The 22,298-nt window shown below is 71.2% G+C and carries 22 protein-coding genes and 1 pseudogene; 10 read left to right on the forward strand and 13 right to left on the reverse strand.

Features of this window, described 5'->3' with window-relative positions:
- Positions 1 to 119 precede the first annotated feature (119 nt).
- Positions 120 to 1,517, reverse strand: a complete 1,398-nt coding sequence (locus tag LADH09A_RS30775) for a serine hydrolase domain-containing protein (protein ID WP_238649176.1) — start codon at positions 1,515 to 1,517, stop codon at positions 120 to 122.
- Positions 1,514 to 1,873 carry a histidine triad nucleotide-binding protein gene (locus LADH09A_RS30780; RefSeq protein WP_238649177.1) on the reverse strand — a complete coding sequence of 120 codons (360 nt, stop codon included), beginning with the start codon at positions 1,871 to 1,873 and terminating at the stop codon, positions 1,514 to 1,516. The genes LADH09A_RS30775 and LADH09A_RS30780 overlap by 4 nt, the downstream gene beginning before the upstream one ends.
- A 113-nt stretch (positions 1,874 to 1,986) precedes the next feature.
- On the opposite strand from LADH09A_RS30780, the gene LADH09A_RS30785 reads away from it, so the two are divergent.
- Together LADH09A_RS30785 and ppk2 are read left to right on the forward strand one after the other, a co-directional pair.
- Complete coding sequence (locus tag LADH09A_RS30785) at positions 1,987 to 2,748, forward strand: SDR family NAD(P)-dependent oxidoreductase (RefSeq protein ID WP_238649178.1); 762 nt, start codon at positions 1,987 to 1,989, stop codon at positions 2,746 to 2,748.
- A 73-nt stretch (positions 2,749 to 2,821) separates the two neighbouring features.
- The gene (gene ppk2, locus LADH09A_RS30790; RefSeq protein WP_238649179.1) at positions 2,822 to 3,733 is read left to right on the forward strand and encodes a polyphosphate kinase 2; all 912 of its coding nucleotides are present in this window, start codon (positions 2,822 to 2,824) and stop codon (positions 3,731 to 3,733) included.
- A gap of 18 nt (positions 3,734 to 3,751) precedes the next feature.
- Here ppk2 and LADH09A_RS30795 read toward each other — a convergent pair whose 3' ends face one another.
- From LADH09A_RS30795 to hrcA, 3 genes are all read right to left on the reverse strand, one after another.
- Positions 3,752 to 4,486 (reverse strand): 16S rRNA (uracil(1498)-N(3))-methyltransferase, encoded by a 735-nt coding sequence (locus LADH09A_RS30795; protein ID WP_238649180.1) that lies wholly within the window; start codon positions 4,484 to 4,486, stop codon positions 3,752 to 3,754.
- 1 nt (position 4,487) lies between these two features.
- On the reverse strand, positions 4,488 to 5,633 hold the full coding sequence (gene dnaJ, locus LADH09A_RS30800; protein ID WP_172862226.1) for a molecular chaperone DnaJ: 1,146 nt from the start codon (positions 5,631 to 5,633) through the stop codon (positions 4,488 to 4,490).
- A 75-nt stretch (positions 5,634 to 5,708) separates the two neighbouring features.
- Entirely contained in the window at positions 5,709 to 6,731 is a 1,023-nt protein-coding gene (hrcA, locus tag LADH09A_RS30805; RefSeq protein WP_238649181.1) for a heat-inducible transcriptional repressor HrcA, read from the reverse strand.
- A gap of 226 nt (positions 6,732 to 6,957) precedes the next feature.
- On the opposite strand from hrcA, the gene LADH09A_RS30810 reads away from it, so the two are divergent.
- The gene (locus LADH09A_RS30810; protein WP_238649182.1) at positions 6,958 to 7,593 is read left to right on the forward strand and encodes a DUF4870 domain-containing protein; all 636 of its coding nucleotides are present in this window, start codon (positions 6,958 to 6,960) and stop codon (positions 7,591 to 7,593) included.
- Between the two features lie 36 nt (positions 7,594 to 7,629).
- Here the strand turns inward: LADH09A_RS30810 and hemW are convergent, their stop codons facing one another.
- Positions 7,630 to 8,853: a radical SAM family heme chaperone HemW gene (hemW, locus tag LADH09A_RS30815; RefSeq protein ID WP_238649197.1), complete on the reverse strand. Its 1,224-nt coding sequence runs from the start codon at positions 8,851 to 8,853 to the stop codon at positions 7,630 to 7,632.
- A gap of 19 nt (positions 8,854 to 8,872) precedes the next feature.
- On the opposite strand from hemW, the gene LADH09A_RS30820 reads away from it, so the two are divergent.
- On the forward strand, positions 8,873 to 9,682 hold the full coding sequence (locus LADH09A_RS30820; protein ID WP_238649183.1) for an enoyl-CoA hydratase-related protein: 810 nt from the start codon (positions 8,873 to 8,875) through the stop codon (positions 9,680 to 9,682).
- Between the two features lie 60 nt (positions 9,683 to 9,742).
- Here the strand turns inward: LADH09A_RS30820 and LADH09A_RS30825 are convergent, their stop codons facing one another.
- Positions 9,743 to 10,507, reverse strand: a complete 765-nt coding sequence (locus LADH09A_RS30825; RefSeq protein ID WP_238649184.1) for an SDR family NAD(P)-dependent oxidoreductase — start codon at positions 10,505 to 10,507, stop codon at positions 9,743 to 9,745.
- Between the two features lie 368 nt (positions 10,508 to 10,875).
- On the opposite strand from LADH09A_RS30825, the gene LADH09A_RS30830 reads away from it, so the two are divergent.
- The 3 genes from LADH09A_RS30830 (at position 10,876) to LADH09A_RS30840 (ending at position 14,244) form a co-directional block, all read left to right on the forward strand.
- Positions 10,876 to 11,736 carry a hypothetical protein gene (locus LADH09A_RS30830; protein WP_238649185.1) on the forward strand — a complete coding sequence of 287 codons (861 nt, stop codon included), beginning with the start codon at positions 10,876 to 10,878 and terminating at the stop codon, positions 11,734 to 11,736.
- 221 nt (positions 11,737 to 11,957) lie between these two features.
- Positions 11,958 to 12,860, forward strand: a complete 903-nt coding sequence (locus LADH09A_RS30835; RefSeq protein WP_238649186.1) for a phytanoyl-CoA dioxygenase family protein — start codon at positions 11,958 to 11,960, stop codon at positions 12,858 to 12,860.
- A 196-nt stretch (positions 12,861 to 13,056) separates the two neighbouring features.
- Positions 13,057 to 14,244, forward strand: coding sequence for a low temperature requirement protein A (locus tag LADH09A_RS30840; RefSeq protein WP_238649187.1), 1,188 nt, complete (start codon positions 13,057 to 13,059; stop codon positions 14,242 to 14,244).
- Positions 14,245 to 14,306: 62 nt separating this feature from the next.
- On the opposite strand, the gene LADH09A_RS30845 is transcribed toward LADH09A_RS30840, so the two are convergent.
- Together LADH09A_RS30845 and LADH09A_RS30850 are read right to left on the reverse strand one after the other, a co-directional pair.
- Entirely contained in the window at positions 14,307 to 15,500 is a 1,194-nt protein-coding gene (locus tag LADH09A_RS30845; RefSeq protein WP_238649188.1) for a low temperature requirement protein A, read from the reverse strand.
- A 144-nt stretch (positions 15,501 to 15,644) separates the two neighbouring features.
- On the reverse strand, positions 15,645 to 16,286 hold the full coding sequence (locus LADH09A_RS30850; protein ID WP_238649189.1) for an MOSC domain-containing protein: 642 nt from the start codon (positions 16,284 to 16,286) through the stop codon (positions 15,645 to 15,647).
- 72 nt (positions 16,287 to 16,358) lie between these two features.
- Here LADH09A_RS30850 and LADH09A_RS30855 point away from each other — a divergent pair, with 72 nt between their 5' ends.
- From LADH09A_RS30855 to LADH09A_RS30865, 3 genes are read left to right on the forward strand one after another with little or no spacing between them, the layout of a single operon-like run.
- On the forward strand, positions 16,359 to 17,153 hold the full coding sequence (locus LADH09A_RS30855) for an ABC transporter ATP-binding protein (RefSeq protein WP_238649190.1): 795 nt from the start codon (positions 16,359 to 16,361) through the stop codon (positions 17,151 to 17,153).
- Positions 17,153 to 17,914, forward strand: coding sequence for an ABC transporter permease (locus LADH09A_RS30860; RefSeq protein ID WP_238649191.1), 762 nt, complete (start codon positions 17,153 to 17,155; stop codon positions 17,912 to 17,914). Before LADH09A_RS30855 ends, LADH09A_RS30860 begins: the two co-directional genes overlap by 1 nt.
- Before the next feature lie 45 nt (positions 17,915 to 17,959).
- Positions 17,960 to 18,742, forward strand: coding sequence for a MerR family transcriptional regulator (locus LADH09A_RS30865; protein ID WP_238649192.1), 783 nt, complete (start codon positions 17,960 to 17,962; stop codon positions 18,740 to 18,742).
- 24 nt (positions 18,743 to 18,766) lie between these two features.
- On the opposite strand, the gene LADH09A_RS30870 is transcribed toward LADH09A_RS30865, so the two are convergent.
- The 4 genes and pseudogenes from LADH09A_RS30870 to LADH09A_RS30885 form a co-directional block, all read right to left on the reverse strand.
- A complete protein-coding gene (locus LADH09A_RS30870; RefSeq protein ID WP_238649193.1) occupies positions 18,767 to 19,597 on the reverse strand; it encodes a carbohydrate ABC transporter permease in 831 nt (276 codons plus the stop codon).
- A complete protein-coding gene (locus LADH09A_RS30875; RefSeq protein WP_238649194.1) occupies positions 19,594 to 20,580 on the reverse strand; it encodes a carbohydrate ABC transporter permease in 987 nt (328 codons plus the stop codon). The genes LADH09A_RS30870 and LADH09A_RS30875 overlap by 4 nt, the downstream gene beginning before the upstream one ends.
- Entirely contained in the window at positions 20,577 to 21,863 is a 1,287-nt protein-coding gene (locus tag LADH09A_RS30880) for a sugar ABC transporter substrate-binding protein (protein ID WP_238649195.1), read from the reverse strand. The genes LADH09A_RS30875 and LADH09A_RS30880 overlap by 4 nt, the downstream gene beginning before the upstream one ends.
- A gap of 251 nt (positions 21,864 to 22,114) precedes the next feature.
- Positions 22,115 to 22,298 (reverse strand): annotated as a pseudogene (locus tag LADH09A_RS30885) (GlsB/YeaQ/YmgE family stress response membrane protein); the annotation flags it as partial.

Genomic DNA, 22,298 nt, shown 5'->3' on the forward strand with positions numbered 1-22,298 from the left:
AGGGCCCTGCGCCACCTGCTCTCGATCTCGGCGCCGGCCTGCTGGCCTGGCGTGCGGACGTTACACCCATCGTATCCGTTCAACGCGGGCCGCATCGCGCCCATTTCCGCTGGCCGCGATCAACTCCCGGCCCGGAAGTCGTACCCCTCGAAGGTCTCCTGGTGGCGAGTGAACCGGTACGTCGCCCAGTGCATCCGGACCACCGCGCCGGTCTCGTCCCGGGTCAGCCGCAGCAGCTCACCGGCCTCCCGACCGGAGGTGGTGCGGAAGACGTCCGGCTGGTCCGGCAGCGGCGTGAAGATCGCCGGCGGGCGCCCGGCCGGATCGTTGGCGCCCCGGGCCCGCAGAGCGCCGTCGTGCCAGGAGAAGAGGTATTCGAACCCCTCCCCCCACCAGCGGCCGAGCACGCCCCGCAGGGCCGCCGGGGCGGGTGCCCCCGGTCGCCACGGCTCGATCTCGGCCGGGTCGTGCTCGACCGCCGCGGCCAGCAGCTGGTGCGTCAGGTCGAACAGCTCGGCCGCCGTGCCGGACGAACCGAGCACCGCGGCACCCATCGCTGCGGGAGTGCCGTCGCCGCCCCGCCGGCCGTACACCCCGGCGAGGAAACCGGGCATGGCTCCGTCGTGCCCCACGTGCATCACCCGTTCCCCCTGCGGGATGAGGATCAGGCCGAGGCCGAAGCCCGCGCCCCAGAGCGTCTCGTCAGTGGTGGTCACCGGCCAGCGCATCTCGTCCAGGGTCGCGGGGGCGAGCACCGCGCCGGTCGGGTCCAGTGCCGCCGGGTCGGCCAGGAACGCCGCCCAGCGCGCCATGTCGGTCGCGGTGCTCCAGAGCTGGGCGGCCGGGCCGACCGCACCGAAGTCGGTCGGCGGCTCCGGGTGCGCCTCGTCGGAGTACGCGTCGACCAGGAAGCCGGTGGCCGCCGTCGGTCGAGGGGTCACGGTGGTGTCGGCCAGCCCCAGCGGCGTGAGGATCCGCCCGGTGAGGGCCTGCGCCCAACTCTCGCCGCGCAGCCGGGCGACCAGTTGACCGAGCACGGCCAGGCCCAGGTTGGAGTAGTGGAACCGACGGGCCGTCGGCAGCACCCGCTCGGCCCGGTCCAGCTCTGCCACCAACTGGTCGGCGTCCGGCGCGCGCAGGCTGTCCCAGACGTCGCCGAACGGCTCACGTTGCAGACCGGCGGTGTGCGACAGCAACCGGCGCACGGTCAGCTCGCCGTGTGCGGGCAGGTCCAGGTGCCGGCCCACCGGGTCGTCCAGGTCCAGCAGCCCGTCGTCGCGACACTGCAGGACCAGCACCGCGGTGAACGTCTTGGTGACCGAGCCGATCCGGAACTGGGTGCCCGGCCCCAACGGGTTGTCGGTGCCGGTCTCGCCGACGGTGCAGCTCCACAGCGGTCGGTCGGCCCGGTGCAGCGCCGCCGACACCGCCGGCACCCGGGCGTCGGCCTGCACCCGCCGAACCAACCGGCCCAGGCGCTCGTCCACTCGGCTGTCCGGCGTCGAGCCTGCCGTCACGTCAGGTCCCGGGCGAGCATCGGGCCGAGCGGCGCGCCACCGAGCAGGTGCGCGTGCACGTGGAACACCTCCTGCCCGCCGTACGCGCCGGTGTTGAACATCAGCCGGAAACCGTCGCCGAGCAGGCCCTCGTCCTCCGCCACCGCGGCGGACGTCGCCAGCACGTCGGCGGCCAGCGCCGGGTCACCCTGGGCGAGCGTGGCGACGTCGGCGTAGTGCTCCTTCGGCACGACCAGGACGTGCACCGGCGCCTTGGGGTCGATGTCGCGGAACGCGAGCGTGGTGTCGGTCTCCCGGACCACGGTGGCCGGGATCTCCCCGGCGACGATGCGGCAGAACAGGCAGTCGGATCCCATCCGGGCAGTGTAGGGACCGACGGACCCGGGGCGCTGCGGCGCGGCATCCGCCGCCGGTCCGTTCGCGACGGCCCCTTCGCCACGCCTGCGGTGGCTGAGGCAGGATGGCCGGCATGACGGATCGGGCGGTACTCGTGACCGGGGCCTCGCGCGGGATCGGCCGCGCGGTGGCGACGGCGTTCGCAGTCGGCGGCGACCGGGTGGCGATCCACCACCGCGACTCCGCCGAGGCTGCCGAGAGGCTGCGCGCGCAGTTGCCCGGTGCCGGGCACGTGGTGGTCCGCGCGGACCTCACCGACCCGGACGCGGTCCGGGCCATGGTCGACCGGGCCGCCGAGCTGCTCGGCGGGTTGGACGTCCTGGTCAACAACGCCGGGACGTACGGCGACCGGGACGAGCCGCACCCGATCTTCGGCACCTCCTACGAGCAGTGGCAGCAGCGCTGGCGGCAGGTGCTGGAGACCAACCTCACCGGCGCCGGCAACGTCACCTGGTGCGCCGCCCAGCACATGCGCGAACGCGGTGGGCGGATCGTCAACGTCTCGTCCCGAGGGGCGTTCCGTGGCGAGCCGGACCAGCCCGCGTACGGCGCCAGCAAGGCGGGTCTGAACGCGCTGGGTCAGTCGCTCGCCGTGGCGCTCGCGCCGTACGGGATCACGGTCGCCACCGTCGCGCCGGGGTTCGTGGCGACCGACATGACCACCGATCACCTGCGCGGCGAGCGCGGGGCGGCGATCCGGGCGCAGAGCCCGTTCGACCGGGTGGCCGAGCCGGAGGAGATCGCCGCCGCGGTGCACTGGTTGGCCTCGCCCCAGGCCGAGTGGGCGTCCGGCACGATCGTCGATCTCAACGGCGCCTCCTACCTGCGCAGCTGACGGCGCAACAGCCGGCCAATTCACCCGGTCAGGGGGGTGGCTCGCGGCACGAGAACGGGTAAGTCTCGCCGACATGGCCGACTCCGCGCTGCTGGATCTCACCGCCAACTACCAGGTGGCCGATGGCCACGACGACGACCCCGTCCTGCTCCGACCGGACGGGACGCCCGTCGACACCTGGCGGGACGACTACCCGTACGAGGAGCGGATGGACCGTGACGAGTACGACCGCGACAAGCGGCTGCTCCAGATCGAGTTGCTCAAGCTCCAGGACTGGATCAAGGAGTCCGGCGAGCGTCTGGTGATCATCTTTGAGGGTCGGGACGCGGCCGGCAAGGGCGGCACCATCAAACGCTTCATGGAGCACCTCAACCCGCGTGGCGCCTCCGTGGTGGCGCTGGAGAAGCCGGACGAGCGGGAGGCGGGGCAGTGGTACTTCCAGCGGTGGCTGGCGCACCTGCCGGCCGCCGGTGAGATCGTGCTGTTCGACCGTTCCTGGTACAACAGGGCCGGCGTCGAGCGGGTGATGGGCTTCTGCTCCCGCAAGGAGTACCTGGAGTTCCTGCGTCAGGCCCCGGAGCTGGAGCGGATGCTGACGCGCTCGGGAATCCGGCTGGTCAAGTTCTGGTTCTCCGTCTCCCAGAACGAGCAGCGCACCCGGTTCGCGATCCGCCAGGTCGACCCGGTCCGGCAGTGGAAGCTGTCCCCGATGGACATCGCGTCACTGGACCGGTGGGACGAGTACACGGAGGCCAAGGAGGCGATGTTCTTCTGGACCGACACCGCCGACGCGCCGTGGACGGTGGTGAAGAGCAACGACAAGAAGCGGGCCCGGCTGGAGGCGATGCGCCACGTGCTGCACCGCTTCGACTACGCGGGCAAGGACCGCGAGGTGGTCGGCACGCCCGACCCGCTGCTCATCGGACCGGCCGGGCTGGACCTGACGCCGGAGGAAGAGGTCGTGCCGGTGTTCCCCCGCCCCTGACCGATCACGCGTCGGGGGTCACCAGCGGCCGAGGCGGGCGGCGAGCACGCTGAGCGCCGCCACCCCGGCGGTCGAGGTACGCAGCACCGCCGGCCCGAGCCGCACCGGCCGGCCGCCGGCCTCGCGGAACGCGGTCAGCTCGGCCGGGGCGATGCCACCCTCGGGGCCGACCACCAGGACGATCTCGCCGGTGGAGGGCAGCTCGGCGGTGGTGAGCCGCTCGTCGGCCTCCTCGTGCAGCACGAACCCGGCGGCGGCGCCGGCGATCCGGCGGACCACCGTGGCGGTGGACTCGTCGGGCGCACCGGCCACCACCGGCAGCCACGGCCGGCGGGCCTGCTTGGCCGCCTCCCGGGCGGTCGCCACCCACTTCTCCCGGGCCCGTACGCCCCGGTCACCGCGCCACTGGGTCACCGAGCGCGACGCCGCCCAGGGCACGATCTCGTCGACGCCGACCTCGGTCATCGCCTGCACGGCCAACTCGCCCCGGTCGCCCTTAGCGATGCCCTGCACGGTGACGATCCGGGGTACGGGCGCGTCCGCGTACCCCCGGGAGGTGATGGTGACCTCCAGGGTGCCCCGGCCGACGGCGGTGACCACGGCGGCGGCCGTGCCGCCCCGGCCGTCGGCAAGCAGCAGCTCCTCGCCGACGCGCAGCCGCTGCACGGTGGCGGCGTGGTGCCCCTCCGGGCCGTCCAGGGTCAGTGCGTCACCGGTGGGTAGCGCCTCGACCAGGAACAGCGGCGCGGACACCTCAGGCGTGCCCGTTGAACGCGTCGCGCATCCGGGAGAAGAAGCCGCCCTGCTTGGACAACTCGGCGACCTCCTCACCGCGGGTCTTGGCGAAGTCGCGCAGCATCTTCTCCTGGTCGGGGTCGAGCTTGGTCGGTGTCCGCACGTCCAGGTGCACGTAGAGGTCGCCCCGGCCGGTGCCGCGCAGGTGCGGCACACCGCGGGCGCGCAGCCGCAGCGTGCTGGCCGGCTGGGTGCCGGCCTTGACGTCGACCGTCTCCTCGCTGTCCAGGGTCTTGATGGTGAGCCGGGTGCCCAGCGCCGCCGCGGTCATCGGCACGGTGACCCGGCAGTGCAGGTCGTCGCCCTTGCGGGAGTAGACGTCGTGGGGCCGCTCGTGGATCTCCACGTAGAGGTCGCCGGCGGTGCCGCCACCCGGGCCGACCTCGCCCTGCTGGGCCAGCCGGATGCGCATGCCGTCCTCGACACCGGCCGGGATCTTGACGGTCAGCGAGCGGCGGGTGCGTACCCGGCCGTCGCCGGCGCAGGTGGGGCAGGGGTGCGGGATGGTCGTGCCGTAGCCCTGGCACACGGTGCACGGCCGGGCGGAGACCACCTGGCCGAGGAAGGTGCGCTGCACCGACTGCACCTCGCCCCGACCGGCACACGCCTCGCAGGTCGCCAGGTGCGTGCCGGCCGCCGTGCCGGCGCCGGAGCAGGTGGTGCAGAGCACGGCGGTGTCGACGGTGATCGGGGCCTCGACGCCGAACGCCGTCTCGTGCAGGTCGAGTTCGAGGCGCAGGATCGCGTCGGCACCCGGCCGGGTACGCGGACGCGGACCACGGGCGCCGCCCGCGGCACCGCCGAAGAACGCGTCCATGATGTCCTGGAAACCGACGAACGGGCCGGCACCACCGGGGCCTCCGGGGCCGCCGGCACCGCCACCGCCCGGGGCGAGCGGGTCGCCGCCCAGGTCGACGATCTGCCGCTTCCGGTCGTCCGAGAGGACCTCGTACGCGGCGTTGATGTCCTTGAACTTCTCCTGAGCCTCCGGGTCCGGATTGACGTCCGGGTGGAACTGGCGCGCCAGCTTGCGGTAGGCGCGCTTGATCTCGTCATCGGAGGCTTCCCGGCTCACACCGAGAATGCCGTAGTAGTCCCTGGCCACTGCGTTCCGTGTCCTCATGTTCGTCTCGCGTTGTGCCGGTCGGCGGCCGCAGCCGGCCGCATCGGCCCTGACCAATCAGTTCTGGGCCAGCAACTCGCCCACGTAGCGTGCCACGGCGCGAACCGTGGCGATGTTGCCGGGGTAGTCCATCCGCGTGGGCCCCAGCACCCCCAGGCCGCCGACGATCGTGGCGCCCGGGCCGTAGCCGGTGCTGACAACGGAGGCGGCCCGCAGGTTGTCGAACTCGTTCTCGTCGCCGATCAGCACCCGGGTCGTGCTCGGCTCGGTCTCGCCGATGAGCTTGAGCAGCACGACCTCCTCCTCCAACGCTTCGAGGATCGGCCGCAGGGAACCCTGGAAGTCGAGCAGGCCACCCCGGGTGAGGTTGGCGGTGCCGGCCAGGGCGATGCGCTCCTCGTGTCGCTCGACCAGGGTCTCCAGCAGCACCGTGGCGAGCGTGGTCATCGCCGGACGCAGCTTGGGTGACGACTCCTCGACCAGCGCCTGCACCAGCGGCGGCGTGTCGGACAGCCGGGCGCCGGCGAGCTTCTCGTTGACCTTCCGGCGCAGGTCGGTGACGTCGTCGGCGGGCACCGGCCCGGGCAGCTCCACGAGCCGCTGCTCCACCCGCCCGGTGTCCGCGATCATGACGACCATCAGTCGGGTGGTGGAGATCGGCACCAGCTCCAGGTGACGCACCGAGGAACGGGCCAGGCTCGGGTACTGCACGACGGCCACCTGCCGGGTGAGCTGGGCGAGCAGGCGTACGGTGCGGTGCACCACGTCGTCGAGGTCGACCGCGCCGACCAGGAAGCGCTCGATGGCCCGGCGTTCGGCCGGGCTGAGCGGCTTGACCCGGGACAACCGGTCGACGAAGAGTCGGTAGCCGCGGTCGGTGGGCACCCGGCCGGCACTGGTGTGCGGCTGCCGGATGTAGCCCTCCTCCTCCAGCACGGCCATGTCGTTGCGGACCGTGGCCGGGGAGACCCCGAGCTGGTGCCGCTCGACCAGCGCCTTGCTGCCGACCGGCTCCTGGGTGGAGACGTAGTCCTCGACGATGGCGCGGAGCACGGCAAGCTTCCGGTCGTCGAGACCCATCCTCCGCACCTCCTGTCGCACGTCGGCCGCCGGCATCCTGGGCCGGCCGGGCCGTCCTGGCACTCGACTGTAACGAGTGCCAGTCTACGTCGGCGTGCCCGCCGACGCGATGATCAACGGCCGCCCGTCGGTGCGGCCCACGACACCCCCACCGGCCCGATGGACCCGCACCGCCCGACGGTGTCGCTCTGGTGCCGCGTTGCCACGTGCCCCTACGGTGGCATCCATGACTGAACCTCCTCGCCCTCCCGGCGCGGGTGACCCCGGTAACTACCCGCCGGAGCCGACCTCCCCGGGCTCGTACCCGTCGTCGGAGCCGCCCACCGCACCACTGTCCGGGGCACCAGGCCCGGGCGGCTATCCCCCGGCCGGTGGCTATCCTCCGCCCACCGGTGACCAACCGCCGTCAGGCGGCTACCCTCCGGCGGGTGGCGGCTACCCGCCGTCCGGCGGCTATCCCCCGCCCGGTGGTGGCTACCCGACCGGCGGCGCCTACGGCGGCACCGGCGGCGGCTTCGCCAGCAGCGAGGACAAGACCTGGGCGCTGGTCGCCCACTTCGGTGGTGCCGCGGGCGCGATCGTCAGCGGCGGTGTGCTCGGCTGGATCGCCCCGCTGGTGGCGATGCTGGCACGCGGCAACCAGTCCCCGACGGTGCGGGCGCACGCCGTGGCGGCGCTCAACTTCCAGCTCATCTGGTCGATCGTCGGCCTGGTCGGCTGGGTGCTGTCCTGCATCCTGATCGGCTTCCTCGGGGTCTTCGCGGCCATCGCCCTCGGCGCCATCTTCGGCATCATCGCCGGGATCAAGGCCAACGAGGGTCAGCTCTACCGCTACCCGCTCTCCGCGCGCCTGATCAAGTGATGCCGGGTCGGCCGCTCCCCCGGCCGGCCCGCCCACTCAGGGCAGCAGGTCACGCACGACCGCGTCGGCGAGCAGCCGCCCGCGCAGGGTGAGCACCGCCCGGCCGGCCGCGTACGCGTCGGCGGCCAGCAGGCCGCCGGCCAGGGCCCGCTCGGCACCCGCCCGGCCGGCGGCGTCGAGCACCGCCAGCGGGAGGCCGCTGGCGAGGCGCAGCCGGAGCATCACGTCCTCCATGTGCGCCTCGTCGGCGGTGAGCACCTCCCGGGCCAGGCCGGGTGACGCGCCCGCCGCCAACCGCTGCGCGTACGCCGAGGGGTGCTTGACGTTCCACCAACGCACCCCGCCGACGTGGCTGTGCGCCCCCGGCCCCAGCCCCCACCAGTCCGCGCCGGTCCAGTAGAGCAGGTTGTGCCGGCAGCGGGCGTCGTCGGTGCGCGCCCAGTTGGAGACCTCGTACCAGGAGAGCCCGGCCGCGTCGAGCGCGGCCTCCGCGGCCAGGTAGCGGTCCGCGGCCACGTCGTCACTGGGGTACGCCAGTTCGCCGCGCCGCATCCGGGCGGCGAGCCGGGTGCCGTCCTCGACGATCAGGGCGTACGCGCTGACGTGGTCCACCCCGGCGGCGACGACCTGCTCCAGCGAGGCGGCGAAATCCTCGGTGCGCTCCCCCGGGGTGCCGTAGATCAGGTCCAGGTTGACGTGCTCGAACCCGGCGTCGCGTGCCTCCAGCGCGGCGGCGGTGGCCCGGCCGGCGCTGTGTTTGCGGTCCAGGATCGCCAGCACCCCCGGCGAGGCGGACTGCATCCCCAGCGAGATCCGGGTGTAGCCGGCGGCCCGCAGCAGCTTCAACGATTCCGGGGTGACCGATTCGGGGTTGGCCTCGGTGGTCACCTCGGCGTCGGCGGCCAGCCCCCAGGTGCGGTCGATGCCGTCGAGGATGCGGGCCAGGTCGTCGGCGGGGAGCAGGGTGGGCGTGCCGCCGCCCACGAAGACGGTGTCGACCCGGGGCGGTGGGCTGTCGCCCAGCACCCGGGCGGCGAGCGCCAGCTCGGCCAGGACGGTGTCGGCGTACCCCTCACGGCTCGCACCGCCGCCCAGCTCGGACGCCGTGTAGGTGTTGAAGTCGCAGTAACCGCAGCGACTGGCGCAGAACGGCACGTGGACGTACACGCCGAAGCCGCGCGCGCCGACCGCCGTGGTGGCGGTGGCGGGCAGCGATCCGTCGACGGGGACGGTCTCACCATCTGGAAGGACGCCGGGCATGGCCACTAGTGTGCCCGGCATGACCTCTCCCGACGTCCTCGTGCGGGTCGCCACGGCCCGTGGGGTGACCACCCTCACCCTGGACAGCCCGCACAACCGCAACGCGCTCTCCACCGGCCTGATGACCCAGCTGCTGACCGGGCTGGGCGACGCGGTCGCCGACGAGACGGTTCGAGCGATCGTGCTCGACCACACCGGGCCGGTGTTCTGCTCGGGCGCCGACCTGAAGGAGACGGCCGCGGCGTACGCCAGCGGAACCGTGCCCGCCGCGATGCTGGGTGACGTGCTCGCGGCGATCTGGGAGTGCCCGAAGCCGGTGCTGGCCCGGGTGGGTGGGCCGGCACGGGCCGGCGGGCTGGGTCTGATCGCCGCCGCCGACCTGGCGGTCTGCGCCGACGAGGCGACGTTCGCCTTCACCGAGGTACGGATCGGGGTGATCCCGGCGGTGATCTCGGCGACGGTGCTGCCCCGCCTGCACCCGCGCGCGGCCGCCGAGCTGTACCTGACCGGGGACACCTTCGACGGCCGACGCGCCGCCGAGATCGGCCTGGTCACGGCCTCGGTCCCGGCGGACGGCCTGGACGACGCGGTGCGGGGCTACTGCGACTCGCTGGTGCGCGGCGCCCCGGGCGCCCTGGCCGGGGCGAAGGAGCTGCTGCGCCGGCCGGGCACCGCCGAGCTGCGCGCCGACCTGGCCCGGCTGTCCGCCCTCTCGACCGGCTACTTCCTCTCCGACGAGGGGCGCGAGGGGGTCATGGCCTTCCGGGCCAAACGATTGACTCGATGGGTGGCCGCTCTGGACGGTGCCTCCGGGGATCATGCCGGGTAGGACCGGGGCCGCCGGGGACGCCTTCTGCGTGCGGTGGCGTCCCCGGGCCATCCGGTGCGGTCACCAGGCGGTCGCGCCGCCGTCGACCGGGTAGTTCGCGCCGGTGATGTACGACGCCCGGTCGGAGGCGAGGAACACCACCAGTTCGGCGACCTCCTCGGGTTGGGCGAACCGCTTGAGGAGCGTCTTGCCGGTGATCGCGTCCCGAGCCGCCTGGTTGTCACCCAGGTCGCGCTCACTCGCGGGGCTGACGATCGGCCCCGGGCTGACCGCGACGGCGCGGATGCCGTGCGGCGCGCCTTCGAGCGCGAGTTGTCGGGTCAGGCCGATGACGCCGGCGTTGGCGGCGGTGTGGCCGACCATCGGGGGGACGTGACCGGCGATCAAGCCGGCCATGGAGGCGGCGTTGATGATGACGCCACCACCGCGCCGCACCAGGTGCGGCCAGGCGAACTTCGACACGAAGTACGGAATGTCGAGTTCACCGGTGATGGTGTACCGCCAGTCCTCGATCGAGAAGTCGGGCATCGGGCCGAAGCGGAGCGCCGCGGCGTTGTTGTAGACCACGTCGAGCCCGCCGTATACCGCGGCGGCGTCCTCGACGAACGTCCGCACCTGCTCCGGGTCGGTGAGGTCGACCGGCGCGATGCCGGTCATCTCGCCGCCCGCGCTGCGAACGAGTGCGACCGTCTCGTCGTTGCCGGCGACCTGGATGTCGGCCCCGACGACCTTCGCGCCCTCCCGCGCGAAGATCTGCGCGGCGACGCGCCCCAGACCGCCTCCGGTGCCGGTGACGAGCACGATCTTGCCGTCGAGCGTTCCCATGGAACTCCTCCTTGCTCCGTGGCTGCCCCGGCCACCTGTGTGAACGGCCGAGCGGGGTAGCAATTGACGTGTCAATCGGGAGTAAGCACCTCGACCTGCCAACCCATTCCGACGGCGTCGGGGCGGTGACGCGTACGACAGGTCAGACAACCGGCACGCACGGTGCCGGCGATCCGACAACGGGCCCGGCGCCGGATGCCTCGATTCTCGCCGGATCAGGCTGGTCACAGGGCCGTACGGGCAGGTGAGAGCGCGGCCGCAGCGGGAATGCCCCGATCGGAACGGGTCGACAGGGCCGGCCTGGAACCGCGCGGACGACCCGGAGAGGCCCGTGGGGGACGTACGCTTGTCAGACTGTCGATCTGGGGGTGTGGGTGCGAACTCGGGCAGCCGTGGCGGGTGGAGTGGTGCTCATCCTCGTCGCCGTGATCGCGATCTGGCTCGTCGTACGGCAGGTCGGTGACCGCCTCCAGTTGCCGCTGGCGGCCCGGAAGTGCACCGTGCAGGCCGACGGCCGGGTCGCGCTCGACGCCGACCAGATGGCCAACGCGGCGACCATCGCGGCGATCGGCGCTCAGCGCGGGATGCCGGAGCGGGCCGTGGTGGTCGCGCTGGCCACCGCGTACCAGGAGTCCGGGCTGCGCAACCTCGCCGACGGCGACCGGGACTCGGTCGGGCTGTTCCAGCAGCGGCCGAGCCAGGGCTGGGGCACCCCGGCACAGATCCGTGACCCGCGCTATGCGGCCAACCGGTTCTACGCGGCGCTCAAGAAGGTGCGCGGCTGGGAGAAGATGCGCGTCACCGACGCCGCCCAACGGGTGCAGCGCTCGGCCTTCCCGGAGGCCTACCAGAAGTGGGCCGACGACTCCGAGGTGCTGAGCCGGGCGTTGATGGGCGACGCGACCGGCGCGGTCGCCTGCACCGTCGGGCGTACCCCGGCGATGCACGGTGCGGCGGCGGCCACCCAGCTGACCCGCAACCTGGTGCTGGACTGGGGCCTGAAGGGCACCGACCCGACCGACCCCACGGGCTTGGCGGTGACGCCGGGCGACCAGCGTGACGGCTGGCGGTACGCGCACTGGCTGGTGTCCCACGCCCAGGACCACGGCGTGAAGCGCGTCCGCTTCGGAAACCTGGAGTGGACCGCCCGGGCGGGCACCTGGGGCCGGGCGGACGGCGACCAGAGCCCCGCCGGCCAGGTGGTGGCCGAGGTGTTCAACGAGGGCTGACCGACCCGGATCTCTTAACCGGCAGTCACCGCACAATCGGACAAGTCCCCCCGAACACCTCTATTGATCACGGTCAAATCACTCTCCGCAGCCCTCTCACTGCACGGGGTCCCCCTGCGGCCCACCCGCCCCACACGCCCTCCCCGAGGCAAAGGCCGTCGCGTTACGATCGGCGGCCTGTGCCAGAAAAGGTTTCACCTCATGGGGAGGGGTACGACGCGGTGTTCGATTACGGCGACCGGACCGGTTACGAACCGATCAGCGACACTGACCGCAAGGAGTTCCACGAGCAGGGCTTCCTCCTGCTGCGCAACGTCCTGACGGAGGACCACCGGGCGGCGCTGGAGGCGGCGGTCGACCGCGTCTACGCGGAGGAGCAGGCGAAGGGCACCACCAAGAAGGACGGCACCCTGCACCTGCTGGGCTTCCTGGAGCGCGACGAGCTCTTCGGCGAGCTGCTCACCCACCCGATCGCCTTCCCGTACATGTGGGGGCTGGCCGGCTGGAACATCTACACCCACCACAACCACCTGGACGTCACCCCGCCGGCCGCCGAGCCGGAGAAGCCGTACTGGGGTTGGCACCAGGACGGGTACCGGCAGAACTCCGACCCGGAGACGATGGACCCGAACCTGCCCCGGCCGATGTTCTCGCTGAAGGTCGCGTACGTGCTGTCCGACCTCTCCGAGACCGGCCGTGGCGCCACCAAGGTCATCCCGGGCAGCCACCTGAAGAACTCGCTGTCCCGGCCGGCGGACCTCACCGTGCAGAACCCCGACCCGGAGGGCACGGTGGAGATCACCGCCAACCCGGGCGACGCCTTCATCTTCGACCGCCGGCAGTGGCACTCGCGGTCGACGAACCTGTCGACCATCACCCGCAAGATGCTCTTCGTCGGCTACACCTACCGGTGGATTCGTCCCCTGGACGAGCTGCACCCCGACGTGAACGGCGAGTGGTACCGCAACCGCACCCCGGTGCAGCGCCAGCTGATCGGTGAGGGCACCCACACCGCCAACTACTGGGGCATCAACTGGGACGGGTACGTCGACGACGAGATCCCGCTGCGCAAGGAGCTCAAGGAGCGCGGTCTGCTCGATCGCAACATCCCCTGGCTCCGCTGACCAACCGCTTGCAGAACGGCCCCCTGCCACCGCTGAACGACGGCAGGGGGCCGTTGCGCGTCTTGCGGACACGACCCCGCACGGGCCGAGCCCGTTCCGACCACCGCGGACCGTGCTGTCGGTAGCGTGGCGGGTGCGCAGGTCGGGGCGCGGCGCCCCCGCCTCGGGGCGCAGGGTGGCACAGGAGGCAGTCGCAGTGACGTCCGCTCCGCTTCCCCGGATCCTCCGCCGCCGGGGCGAGCCGGAATACCCGACCTTCCTGGAGCTCTTCTTCGACCTGGTCTACATCTTCATGTTCTCCCGGCTCGCCGCCAGCCTGGCCGCCGACCTCACCGTCCGGGGTGCGCTGCAGACCACCGTCCTCCTGCTGGCCGCCTGGTGGGTCTGGGTGCTGACCGCGTGGCTCACCGACCTGTTCAACCCCCGACTGCCGATCATCCAGGCGACGGTCCTGCTGGTCATGCTCGGCACCCTGCTGATGGCGATCGCCACCCCCTACGCCTTCGGCCGGTACGGGTGGCTCTTCGTCGCGGCGTACTTCGGCATCCACCTGGTGCGTGACGCCGTCCTGATCCCCGGCACCCGGGTGAACCGACCGATCCAGGCCAGGAGCATCCGCGTCTTCTTCTGGTTCGGCATCACCGTGGCGCCGTGGGTGGCCGGAGTGTTCGTGGACGAGACCGCTCGACTGGTGCTCTGGTCGCTCGCGGTGGCGGTCGACCTCGGTTCGGCCCGGGTCGGCTGGCCGACGCCGGGGCTGGGGCGCACCGAACTCGCCAGCCAGATCTTCACCGGGGTGCATCTCTCCGAGCGCCACCGGGCGATCTTCATCGTCGCGCTCGGCGAGTTGATCCTGAGCACCGGCATGGGGCTGGCCGGCAGCGGGTTCACGGCCGGCCGGGTGGCCGCCGGCGCGGTCGCGTTCGTCAGCGCGGTGCTCCTGTTCCAGCTCTACTTCCAGCGGGTCCAGCGGATCCTGGCCCCGCCGAGCGTCGCGACCGTGGAGCGGGTACGCCCCGGCACCTCCACCTCGTACACCCATCTGGTGATGGTGGCCGGGGTGGTGGTGGTCTCGGCCAGCACCCTGACGGTCATCGACCGGCCGTTCGGTCGCGCCCCGGTCGAGTTGATGGTCGCCATCCTCGGCGGGCCGGCCCTGTTCCTGCTCGGCAGCGTCCTGTTCGATGCGGTGGTGACCGGCCGGACCCTCTGGTCCCGGGTGCTGGCGATCGTGGTGCTGGGCGCCCTCATGGCGCCCGCCACGCTCCTGCTCCCGCCTCTGGCCGCCCTGATGCTGGCCAACCTGGTCCTCCTGTTCACCCTGGTCGGGGAGGAGCTGGCCGCGCGGCACCGTCCCGCCCTGGCCCCCGCGCCGTCCGGATGAGAGGCCGCCCGGCCCCGGCCGCCGCGCGCTCACGATGAGGGCCGCCCCGCCGCCCTGGCCGGTCACCCCAGCATCGGTGGCGAGGGCGTACGCGCGTGCCGTCTCGTGCTCACCAGGTTCGCCACGGCGATCAGGAGCAGCACCACCATGGCGAGCAGCGCGACCGCGACCGGCGGCAGCAGGGGCACGGTCGGCGCCACGCAGGCCAGCAGCACCAGCCCGGCCAGCCGGGACCGCGAGATCCGCCCGAACACGGTGAAGTCGAGGACGCCCCGGCCGACCAGGTACAACGCGGGTCCGCCGAGGATCACCGCAGCCCACGAGGGCGGGGTCTCGCCGAACGGGCGACTCACCACGAGGTGGCTGGTGACGGCCGCGCCGACGATTCCGGCCACCATGACCAGATGAGTGACCGCGGCGGACTGGGTGAGCAGCGCCGGGTTGGTCGACCGGGCGATCGCGTCGGTCAGCAGCTCACCGGCACGGTAGGTGTAGATCCGCCACATCAGCACGATGGTGGTGAACACCACGAGCAGTGCCGAACCCCGCTCCATCGTGTACTCGCTGGCGCTGAAGGTCGTCCCGGTCACGAAGATCGAGACACCCAGCGCGACGATGACGAACTGCCGGTACCGCTCGGCCACCCGCGCCCCGACCAACCGCCAGTCACGGGGTCGTGAGCGGCCGATCCGGGGCACCGGCCAGCCGAGCACAGCTGCGGAATACTCGACGACGACCGCGAGCCCCCAGATCGCCAACTGCCCCGACCCGCCGACGAGCGCCCCACCGATCCAGCCGACGCCGGCGATGGCCTCCCAGATCTGGATCCGGACGCTGCGACGCGGCGGTCTCCTGAGCGAGACGACCAGGATGTAGTAGGCCGAGGAGCTGAGGTGGATGACCACGTACGTGATCGCGAAGAGCAGCCCGTGATCGCCGTACGCGTCGGGCGCGAGCGCCGCCAACAGCAGGCTGGCCGCCGCCACCCAGATGAACTGCCCCTGCCCGGACGGGCGGGTCAGGTTGATGCTGTCCGCCCCCCAGACGGTCAGCGCCCAGATCATCGTGAACGCCAGCAGCAGCACCAGCGTCTCGGCGAGGCCCGCCCAGCTGAGGTTCTCGGCCAGGATGGTCGCCAGGGTGACCAGCGCGAAGACGTAGACGAGGTCGAAGAAGAGTTCCAGGAACGCCGGGCGCTCCAGACCCGGATCGAGGGGTGACGTCGCCGCAGCACTGCCGTCCGTCGCCATCGACATCGCGCTCCACCCGGTCCCCCGCCGCACGCCCTCGATGGGGACAATACGGGCAACGGTCCGCCGTCGGTTCCGTCCTTGGGTTCTTGTCAGCCGCCGGCTGACCCGACCCGGGCAGGACGGCCGCGTGTCGTCGCGGCAGCGCGGTCAGCCGCGGGAGGCGAGGCGGCGGCGGGCCTTCTCCCGGATCGGTTCCGGCAGACCCTCCGCCTCCAGCAGCCGGGGCAGCAGCTCCGGCTCCAGGCTGGTCGCCCGGAACACCTCGCCGATGGTCACGCCGTGCGCGGGCCGCTCCACCACCTCGACCGGGTCGCCCGGGCCGACCTCGCCCTCCCGCAGCACCCGCAGGTAGGCGCCGGGCAGCGCCCGGGCGGTGAACCGCTTGATCAGATCCGGTACGCCCCAGAACCCCGCGAAGGTGGTGCAGGGCGTCCGCGGCTTGGTGACCTGGAGCAGGGCGGAACCAACCTGCCACTGCTCGCCGATCACGGCGCCGGTCACGTCGACCGCGTAGGTGGACAGGTTCTCACCGAAGCCACCGGGCCGTACGGCGCGGCCCAGCTCGGCCGCCCACCAGGCGGCGTCCTCCTCGGCGTAGGCGTAGACCGCCTGGTCAGGACCACCGTGATGGGCTCGCTCGCCGATGAAGTCACCGACCACCCCCTCGACGCGAACCAGGACCGGGCCGTCCACCGGCCGCTTGTCGATGCCGCTGCGACCGCTCGCGTCGCCGGCCCACTGCGCCTCGGTCACGACGCCGATGTTCACCGCTGCCACCCTGCCCGTCATGACCGTCAGCCTAGGTGAATTCGCAGTACGGGCTTGACCTTGACGCTGCGTCAACCCTCCATGCTGGCTGCCATGAGCATCCCGCCAACAACCGATCAGGTCGAGTCGCCCGTGATACAGGTGCAGGGCCTGGAGAAGTCGTTCAAGCAACTGAAGGTGCTGCGCGGTGTGGACATCGACGTGGCGCGCGGCTCCATCTTCGCCCTGCTCGGCTCCAACGGGGCGGGCAAGACCACGGTGGTGAAGATCCTGTCCACGCTGCTCAGGGCCGACGCGGGGACGGCCCGGGTCAACGGCTTCGACGTCGCGGCACAGGCTGCCGAGGTGCGTGAGTCGATCAGTCTCACCGGGCAGTTCGCGGCGGTCGACGAGATCCTCAGCGGACGGGAGAACCTCATCCTGGTCGCCAAGCTCAGGCACCTCAAAGGCCCGGGCGCCGTCGCGGACGACCTGCTGAGACGCTTCTCGCTCACCGAGGCGGGCAGCCGGAGGGTGGCGACGTACTCCGGTGGGATGCGCCGCCGCCTGGACATCGCGATGAGCCTCATCGGTAGCCCACCGGTGATCTTCCTTGACGAGCCGACGACCGGGCTGGACCCGGAGGCACGCATCGAGGTGTGGCAGGCCGTCAAGGAACTCGCCAAGGGCGGTACGACCGTCCTGCTCACCACCCAGTACCTCGACGAGGCAGAGCACCTCGCCGACCGGATCGCGATCCTGCACGAGGGCCGGATCATCGTGAACGGCACCCTCGACGAGCTCAAGCGACTCCTCCCACCCGCAAAGATCGAGTACGTCGAGAAGCAGCCCAGCCTCGAGGACGTCTTCCTCACTCTCGTCGGCGCCCGAACGAACAAGGAACAGTGATGAACAAGCATTTCGTCGGCGACACCGCCGTTCTCCTGGGACGCTCGCTGCGCCACATCGCCCGCAGCCCGGACACCATCATCACCACCGCGATCATGCCGATCGCCTTCATGCTGCTGTTCGTCTACGTCTTCGGCGGCGCGATCGAGACCGGGACCGACTCGTACGTGAACTACCTGCTGCCCGGCATTTTGATCATCACGATCGCCTCGGGCATCTCCTACACCGCCTTCCGGCTCTTCCTGGACCTCAAGGGCGGCATCTTCGAACGGTTCCAGTCCATGCCGATCGCCCGCTCGTCCGTGCTGTGGGCACACGTCCTGACCTCGCTGGTCGCCAACCTGATCTCGCTCGTCGTCGTCACCGGCGTCGCCCTGATCATGGGCTTCCGTACGGGAGCGGGCGTGTCAGGGTGGCTCGCGGTCGCCGGCATCCTCGTCCTGTTCACCCTGGCCCTGACCTGGATCGCCGTGATCCCCGGCCTCACCGCGAAGACGCTGGATGGCGCGAGCGCCTTCTCCTACCCGCTCATCTTCCTGCCGTTCGTCAGCTCCGCCTTCGTGCCCACCCAGTCCATGCCCGGCCCGGTACGCGCCTTCGCCGAGCACCAGCCGGTGACCTCCATCGTCAACGCGATCCGGGACCTGTTCACCCAACAGCCGGTCGGTGCCGATATCTGGATCGCCCTCGCCTGGTGCGTCGGCATCCTCGTCCTCGCCTACCTGTTCGCCAACGTCACCTACCGTCGCAGGATCTCCTGAACCGGTGTCGACCAGAGCTGGGCGGACTGCGGGCAGGATCAGGGGATGCTGACGATCGGCCAACTGGCGGCGTATGCCGGCGTCACGGTGCGGGCGGTGCGGCACTACCACCAGATCGGGCTCCTGCCCGAACCGGAGCGGGACGCCTCGGGCTACCGGCGGTACGGCGTGACCGCAGTCGTATCGCTCATCAAGATCCGCACCCTCGCCGACGCCGGCGTGCCGCTGTCGCAGATCAGTCGAATGCTCGAAGCCGACGCCTCAGCCTTCGCCGAAGCGATCCGGACCATCGACGACCACCTGCGCGACGAGATCCAACGGCTGGAGACCAGCCGCAGACACATCGCGCAGCTCACCGCCGGGGACACCCTGGCGCTCCCACCGGAGGTCGCCGCCTATCTCGATCGGCTCCGGAGCATCGGGGCGTCACAGCGGATGGTGGAGGCCGAACGGGACGGGTGGATCCTGGTCGCGGCGCGCTGGCCCGACCGCATCGTCGAGTGGATGCCCGGCAAGATCGCCCACCTCGATGATCCGCAGGTCGTCCGGCTCTATCGGGTGCTGTCGGAGATCTTCGACGGTGACGAGGAGGACGACCCGCGGCTGGCTGAGGCCGCCGACATCATGGCCTGCCTGGCGGAGCAGGCGTACGCCGCCGGCGAGGTCCTGCACGCCGAGGAGGTCGACGACGACCTGCCGCACGATCTGATCGACGCGCTTGCCATCGAGTCCGACCCTCGGGTGCGGCGGCTGCGGGAGCTGATGCGCGAGCGCGGCTGGTCCGGTTGGAACCGGATGGAACGGCTGCCGAAGCCGCCGCCCGACTGACCGCCGGGCGGCGTCTCCGACCGGTCAGCCCTTGACTGCGCCGGCCACCAGGCCGGAGACCATCCGCCGCTGCACCAGCAGGAAGAAGATGATGACGGGCAGGGTGAACAGGGTGGACGCGGCCATCACCGGCCCCCAGTTGGTGTCGTCGCGGCCGAAGAAGAAGGTCATCGCCACCGGCAGGGTGTAGCTCCCCTGGTCGTTGATGAACGTCAACGCGAAGATCAGTTCGTTCCACGCCGTGATGAAGGAGAAGATGCTGGTGGCCACCAGGCCGGGCGCGACCAGCGGGAAGAGGACCCGCCGGAAGATCTGGGCCCGGCTCGCCCCGTCGATGGCGGCCGCCTCCTCCAACTCCTTGGGCACCGCGGCGACGAAACCACGCAGCATCCAGACCGCGAACGGCAGCGAGAAGCCCAGGTACGTGAGGATCAGACTGGGCAGGGTGTTGTAGAGCCCCAGTCGCTGGATCATCAGGAACAGCGGGATGACCAGCGCCTCCAGTGGGATCATCTGCACCACCAGCAGCATGATCAGGAAGCTCGTCCGCAGCTTGAAGCGGAACCGCGCCACCGCCGTCGCGGCCAACAGGGCCACCAGCCCACTGAGCACCACTGTGGAGACGGCGACCAGCGCGCTGTTGAGGAAGAAGTCGAGGAAACTCACCCCGGGGATCAGGTTGCCGGTCAGGATCTCCCGGTAGTGCGCCAACGTCGGGTGGGTCGGCACCGGCTGCGGGGTGGCCGAGAAGATCTCACTGCTCGGCTTCAGCGAGGTGGAGATCATCCAGTAGACCGGGAACGCCGCGAAGAGCGCGACCAGCAGCCCGGCGCCGTTGAGGGCGACCTTCTTCACGACTCGTCCTCCTGCCTGAGCACCATCCGTACGTAGAAGCCGGTGACCATCAACAGGATCAGCGTGAGGATCACCGCGATGGCCGCGCCGAGTCCGTACTTCGGCGGCGGCGAGAAGGCCTCGGCGTACGAGTAGATGGCGAGCATGAACGTCGGCCGGTCCTGGGTGCCGCCGGCCAGCACGAACTGCTGGGTGAAGACCTTGAAGTCCCAGATCGTGGAGAGCACGATCAGGATCCCGAAGACCGGCCGCAGCAGCGGGAAGGTGATCTTCCAGAAGACCCGCCACGGGCTGGCGCCGTCCACCCGGGCGGCCTCGTGCAGCTCGCTCGGCACGCTCTTGAGACCAGCGAGCACGCTCACCGCGATGAACGGGAACGAGTGCCAGACCACCACCAGGGTGAGGATGGCGAAGAAGAGCAGCGGCGAGTTGAACCAGCCGTAGCCGGTCCAGTCGCTACGGCCGAACAGGCTGGTGGAGAGCCCGTCGGGCAGAGCGTTGAACAGCCACGTGACGAGGCCGCTCGTGTCGTCGAAAATCCACTTCCAGACGATGGTGCCGGTCAGCGCCGGCGTGGCCCAGGCGAGCATCACGCAACTGGCCACGAAGGTCGCCATCTTGCGGCCCAGCCGGTTGAGCAGGAGCCCGACCAGGGTGCCGAGGACCATGGTGAGCAGCACGTTGGCCGCGGCGAACAACACCGTGTTGCGCAGCACGGTCAGGAAGAACGGGTCGGAGAGGATGTCGGCGTAGTTGCCCAGCCCCACCCACGGCCACTCCCGGTCGCCGCGCAGTTGCCGGACGGTGTTCAGCCGGTAGAAGGACATCACCACCACCTGGCCGAGCGGCCAGAGCAGCAGCACCCCGATGATCACCAGTGCGGGCAGGAGCAACAGGTAGGGCAGGCGGTCCACCCGGCGACGCCGCCGCGCAGGGGTCTCCCGCGCGGCGGCCGTCTCCGGGCTCAATGTCTGTGAGCTCACTTGCTGTTGAGGATGCTTTCCATCTCACCGGCCGCGTCGGCGGTAGCCTTCTCGACCGTCTTCTGACCCTTCATGACCGAGCTGTTCATCGCCTGGGTCACCGTCTTGGTCCGGCTGACCTCCACCCACTTCGGGGTGAGCGGCGTGAGCTTGGTGTTCTGCATGGTGGTGGCGAACGCCGCCATCACCTTGTCGTTGGCGTACGCGTCACCGGCCACCAGGTCCTGGTAGACCGGGAAGAAGCCGAGGCTGCTCGCGAAGCTCTGCGAGTTCTTCTTGTTGAGCAGCACGGTCAGGTAGTCCCAGGCCAGGTCCTGCCGCTCGCTGTCCTTCCAGATCGCCACGTCCGAACCGCCGGCGAAACCGGGTGCCGCCTTGCCGTCCGGGCCGGGGATCGGGAACGTACCCCAGACCTTCTCGATCTCGGGGTTGTCCTTCTTGATGGCACCCTGCTGCCAACTGCCGGCGAAGGCCATCGCCGCCTTGCCGGTGGCGAACTGGGTCCGCGCGTCGATCTCGTTCCAGCCCGCCGCCGCTGGCGGGGCCACCTTGTGCACGGTCACCAGGTCGGTCCAGAACTTGACCGCCCGCTGCGCCTCCGGCGTGGTGTAGCCGGACTTCCAGGTGCCGCCCTGGTTGCTGGCGATCTCGCCGCCGGCACCCCAGAGGAAGGAGTAGAAGGGCAGCTCCGAGTTTCCCGGCAGGGCGATGCCGTACGTGCCCTTCTTCTTCGCCTGCACGGCCTTCGCCACCGTGACCAGGTCGTCCCAGGTCTTCGGGGGCTGCACGCCGGCCTCGGCGAACCAGTCGGTGCGGTAGTAGATCGCGCGCACACCCGCGTACCAGGGCACGCCGTACTGCTTGCCGTCGAGCTGCGCGTTGCGCACCAGGTCGGGCAGCAGGTCCTTGCCGTCGGCCCAGCCGCCCATCCGACCACTCACGTCGGCGAGCGCCTCCTGGGCCGCCCAGCCCTGGGTCTCGGTGTTGCCCAGCTCGGTGATGTCCGGGCCCTCACCACCGGCGAGCGCGGCCTGGAACTTCTTGGGCGCCTCGAGCCAGGGAATGTACTGCACCACCACATCGGTGTCGGGGTGCTTCTGGCGGAACTCGGCCTCGACCCCGTCGAGGAAGGTGTTCTGCGCGTCGCCGCCCTCGCCCATCATCCAGACCGTGAGCTTGCTGTCGTCGGCCGCCTTGTCGCCGGACCCCCCGCAGCCGGTCAGCACCATCGCGGCCGAGGCCACCATGGCGGTGACCGGGGTCAACCGCTTCCACCTGTTCACGCCACTTCTCCCCTCGCGCCGCCTGGAACTAACCTTCTCCGCCGCACCCTAGTACGGAGGATTCCTTTACGACAGTGGGCGGGACTGGCCGAAGCGTGGCGACCGTACCGCAGAGACCCGACGATCGGCGCTGCGACATCGGGCCGAAGTCGGGCGTACCAGCACGAAAGAGCGCCCGGCCGAAGGCCGGGCGCTCTTTCCAGTGTTGCCGTCTTGCCGGTGGTGCTGGTCTGCCAGGTGTTGCCGGGTCGTTATCGGGTGACGCTGCGGCGGCGACCAACGCCGGCCACCAGCGCGACCGCGATCGCGGCCACCACGACCTGCACCAGCAGCTCGGCCCAGTCGATACCGCTCGTCTCGGTCGCGATGCCGCTGGCCCGCCCCCGCCCCCTTCCCAGCACCGCCCCCCCCCCCCCCTCCCCCCCCTCCCTCCTC

The organism is Micromonospora cabrerizensis (assembly GCF_022230955.1).
Lineage (GTDB): Bacteria > Actinomycetota > Actinomycetes > Mycobacteriales > Micromonosporaceae > Micromonospora > Micromonospora cabrerizensis.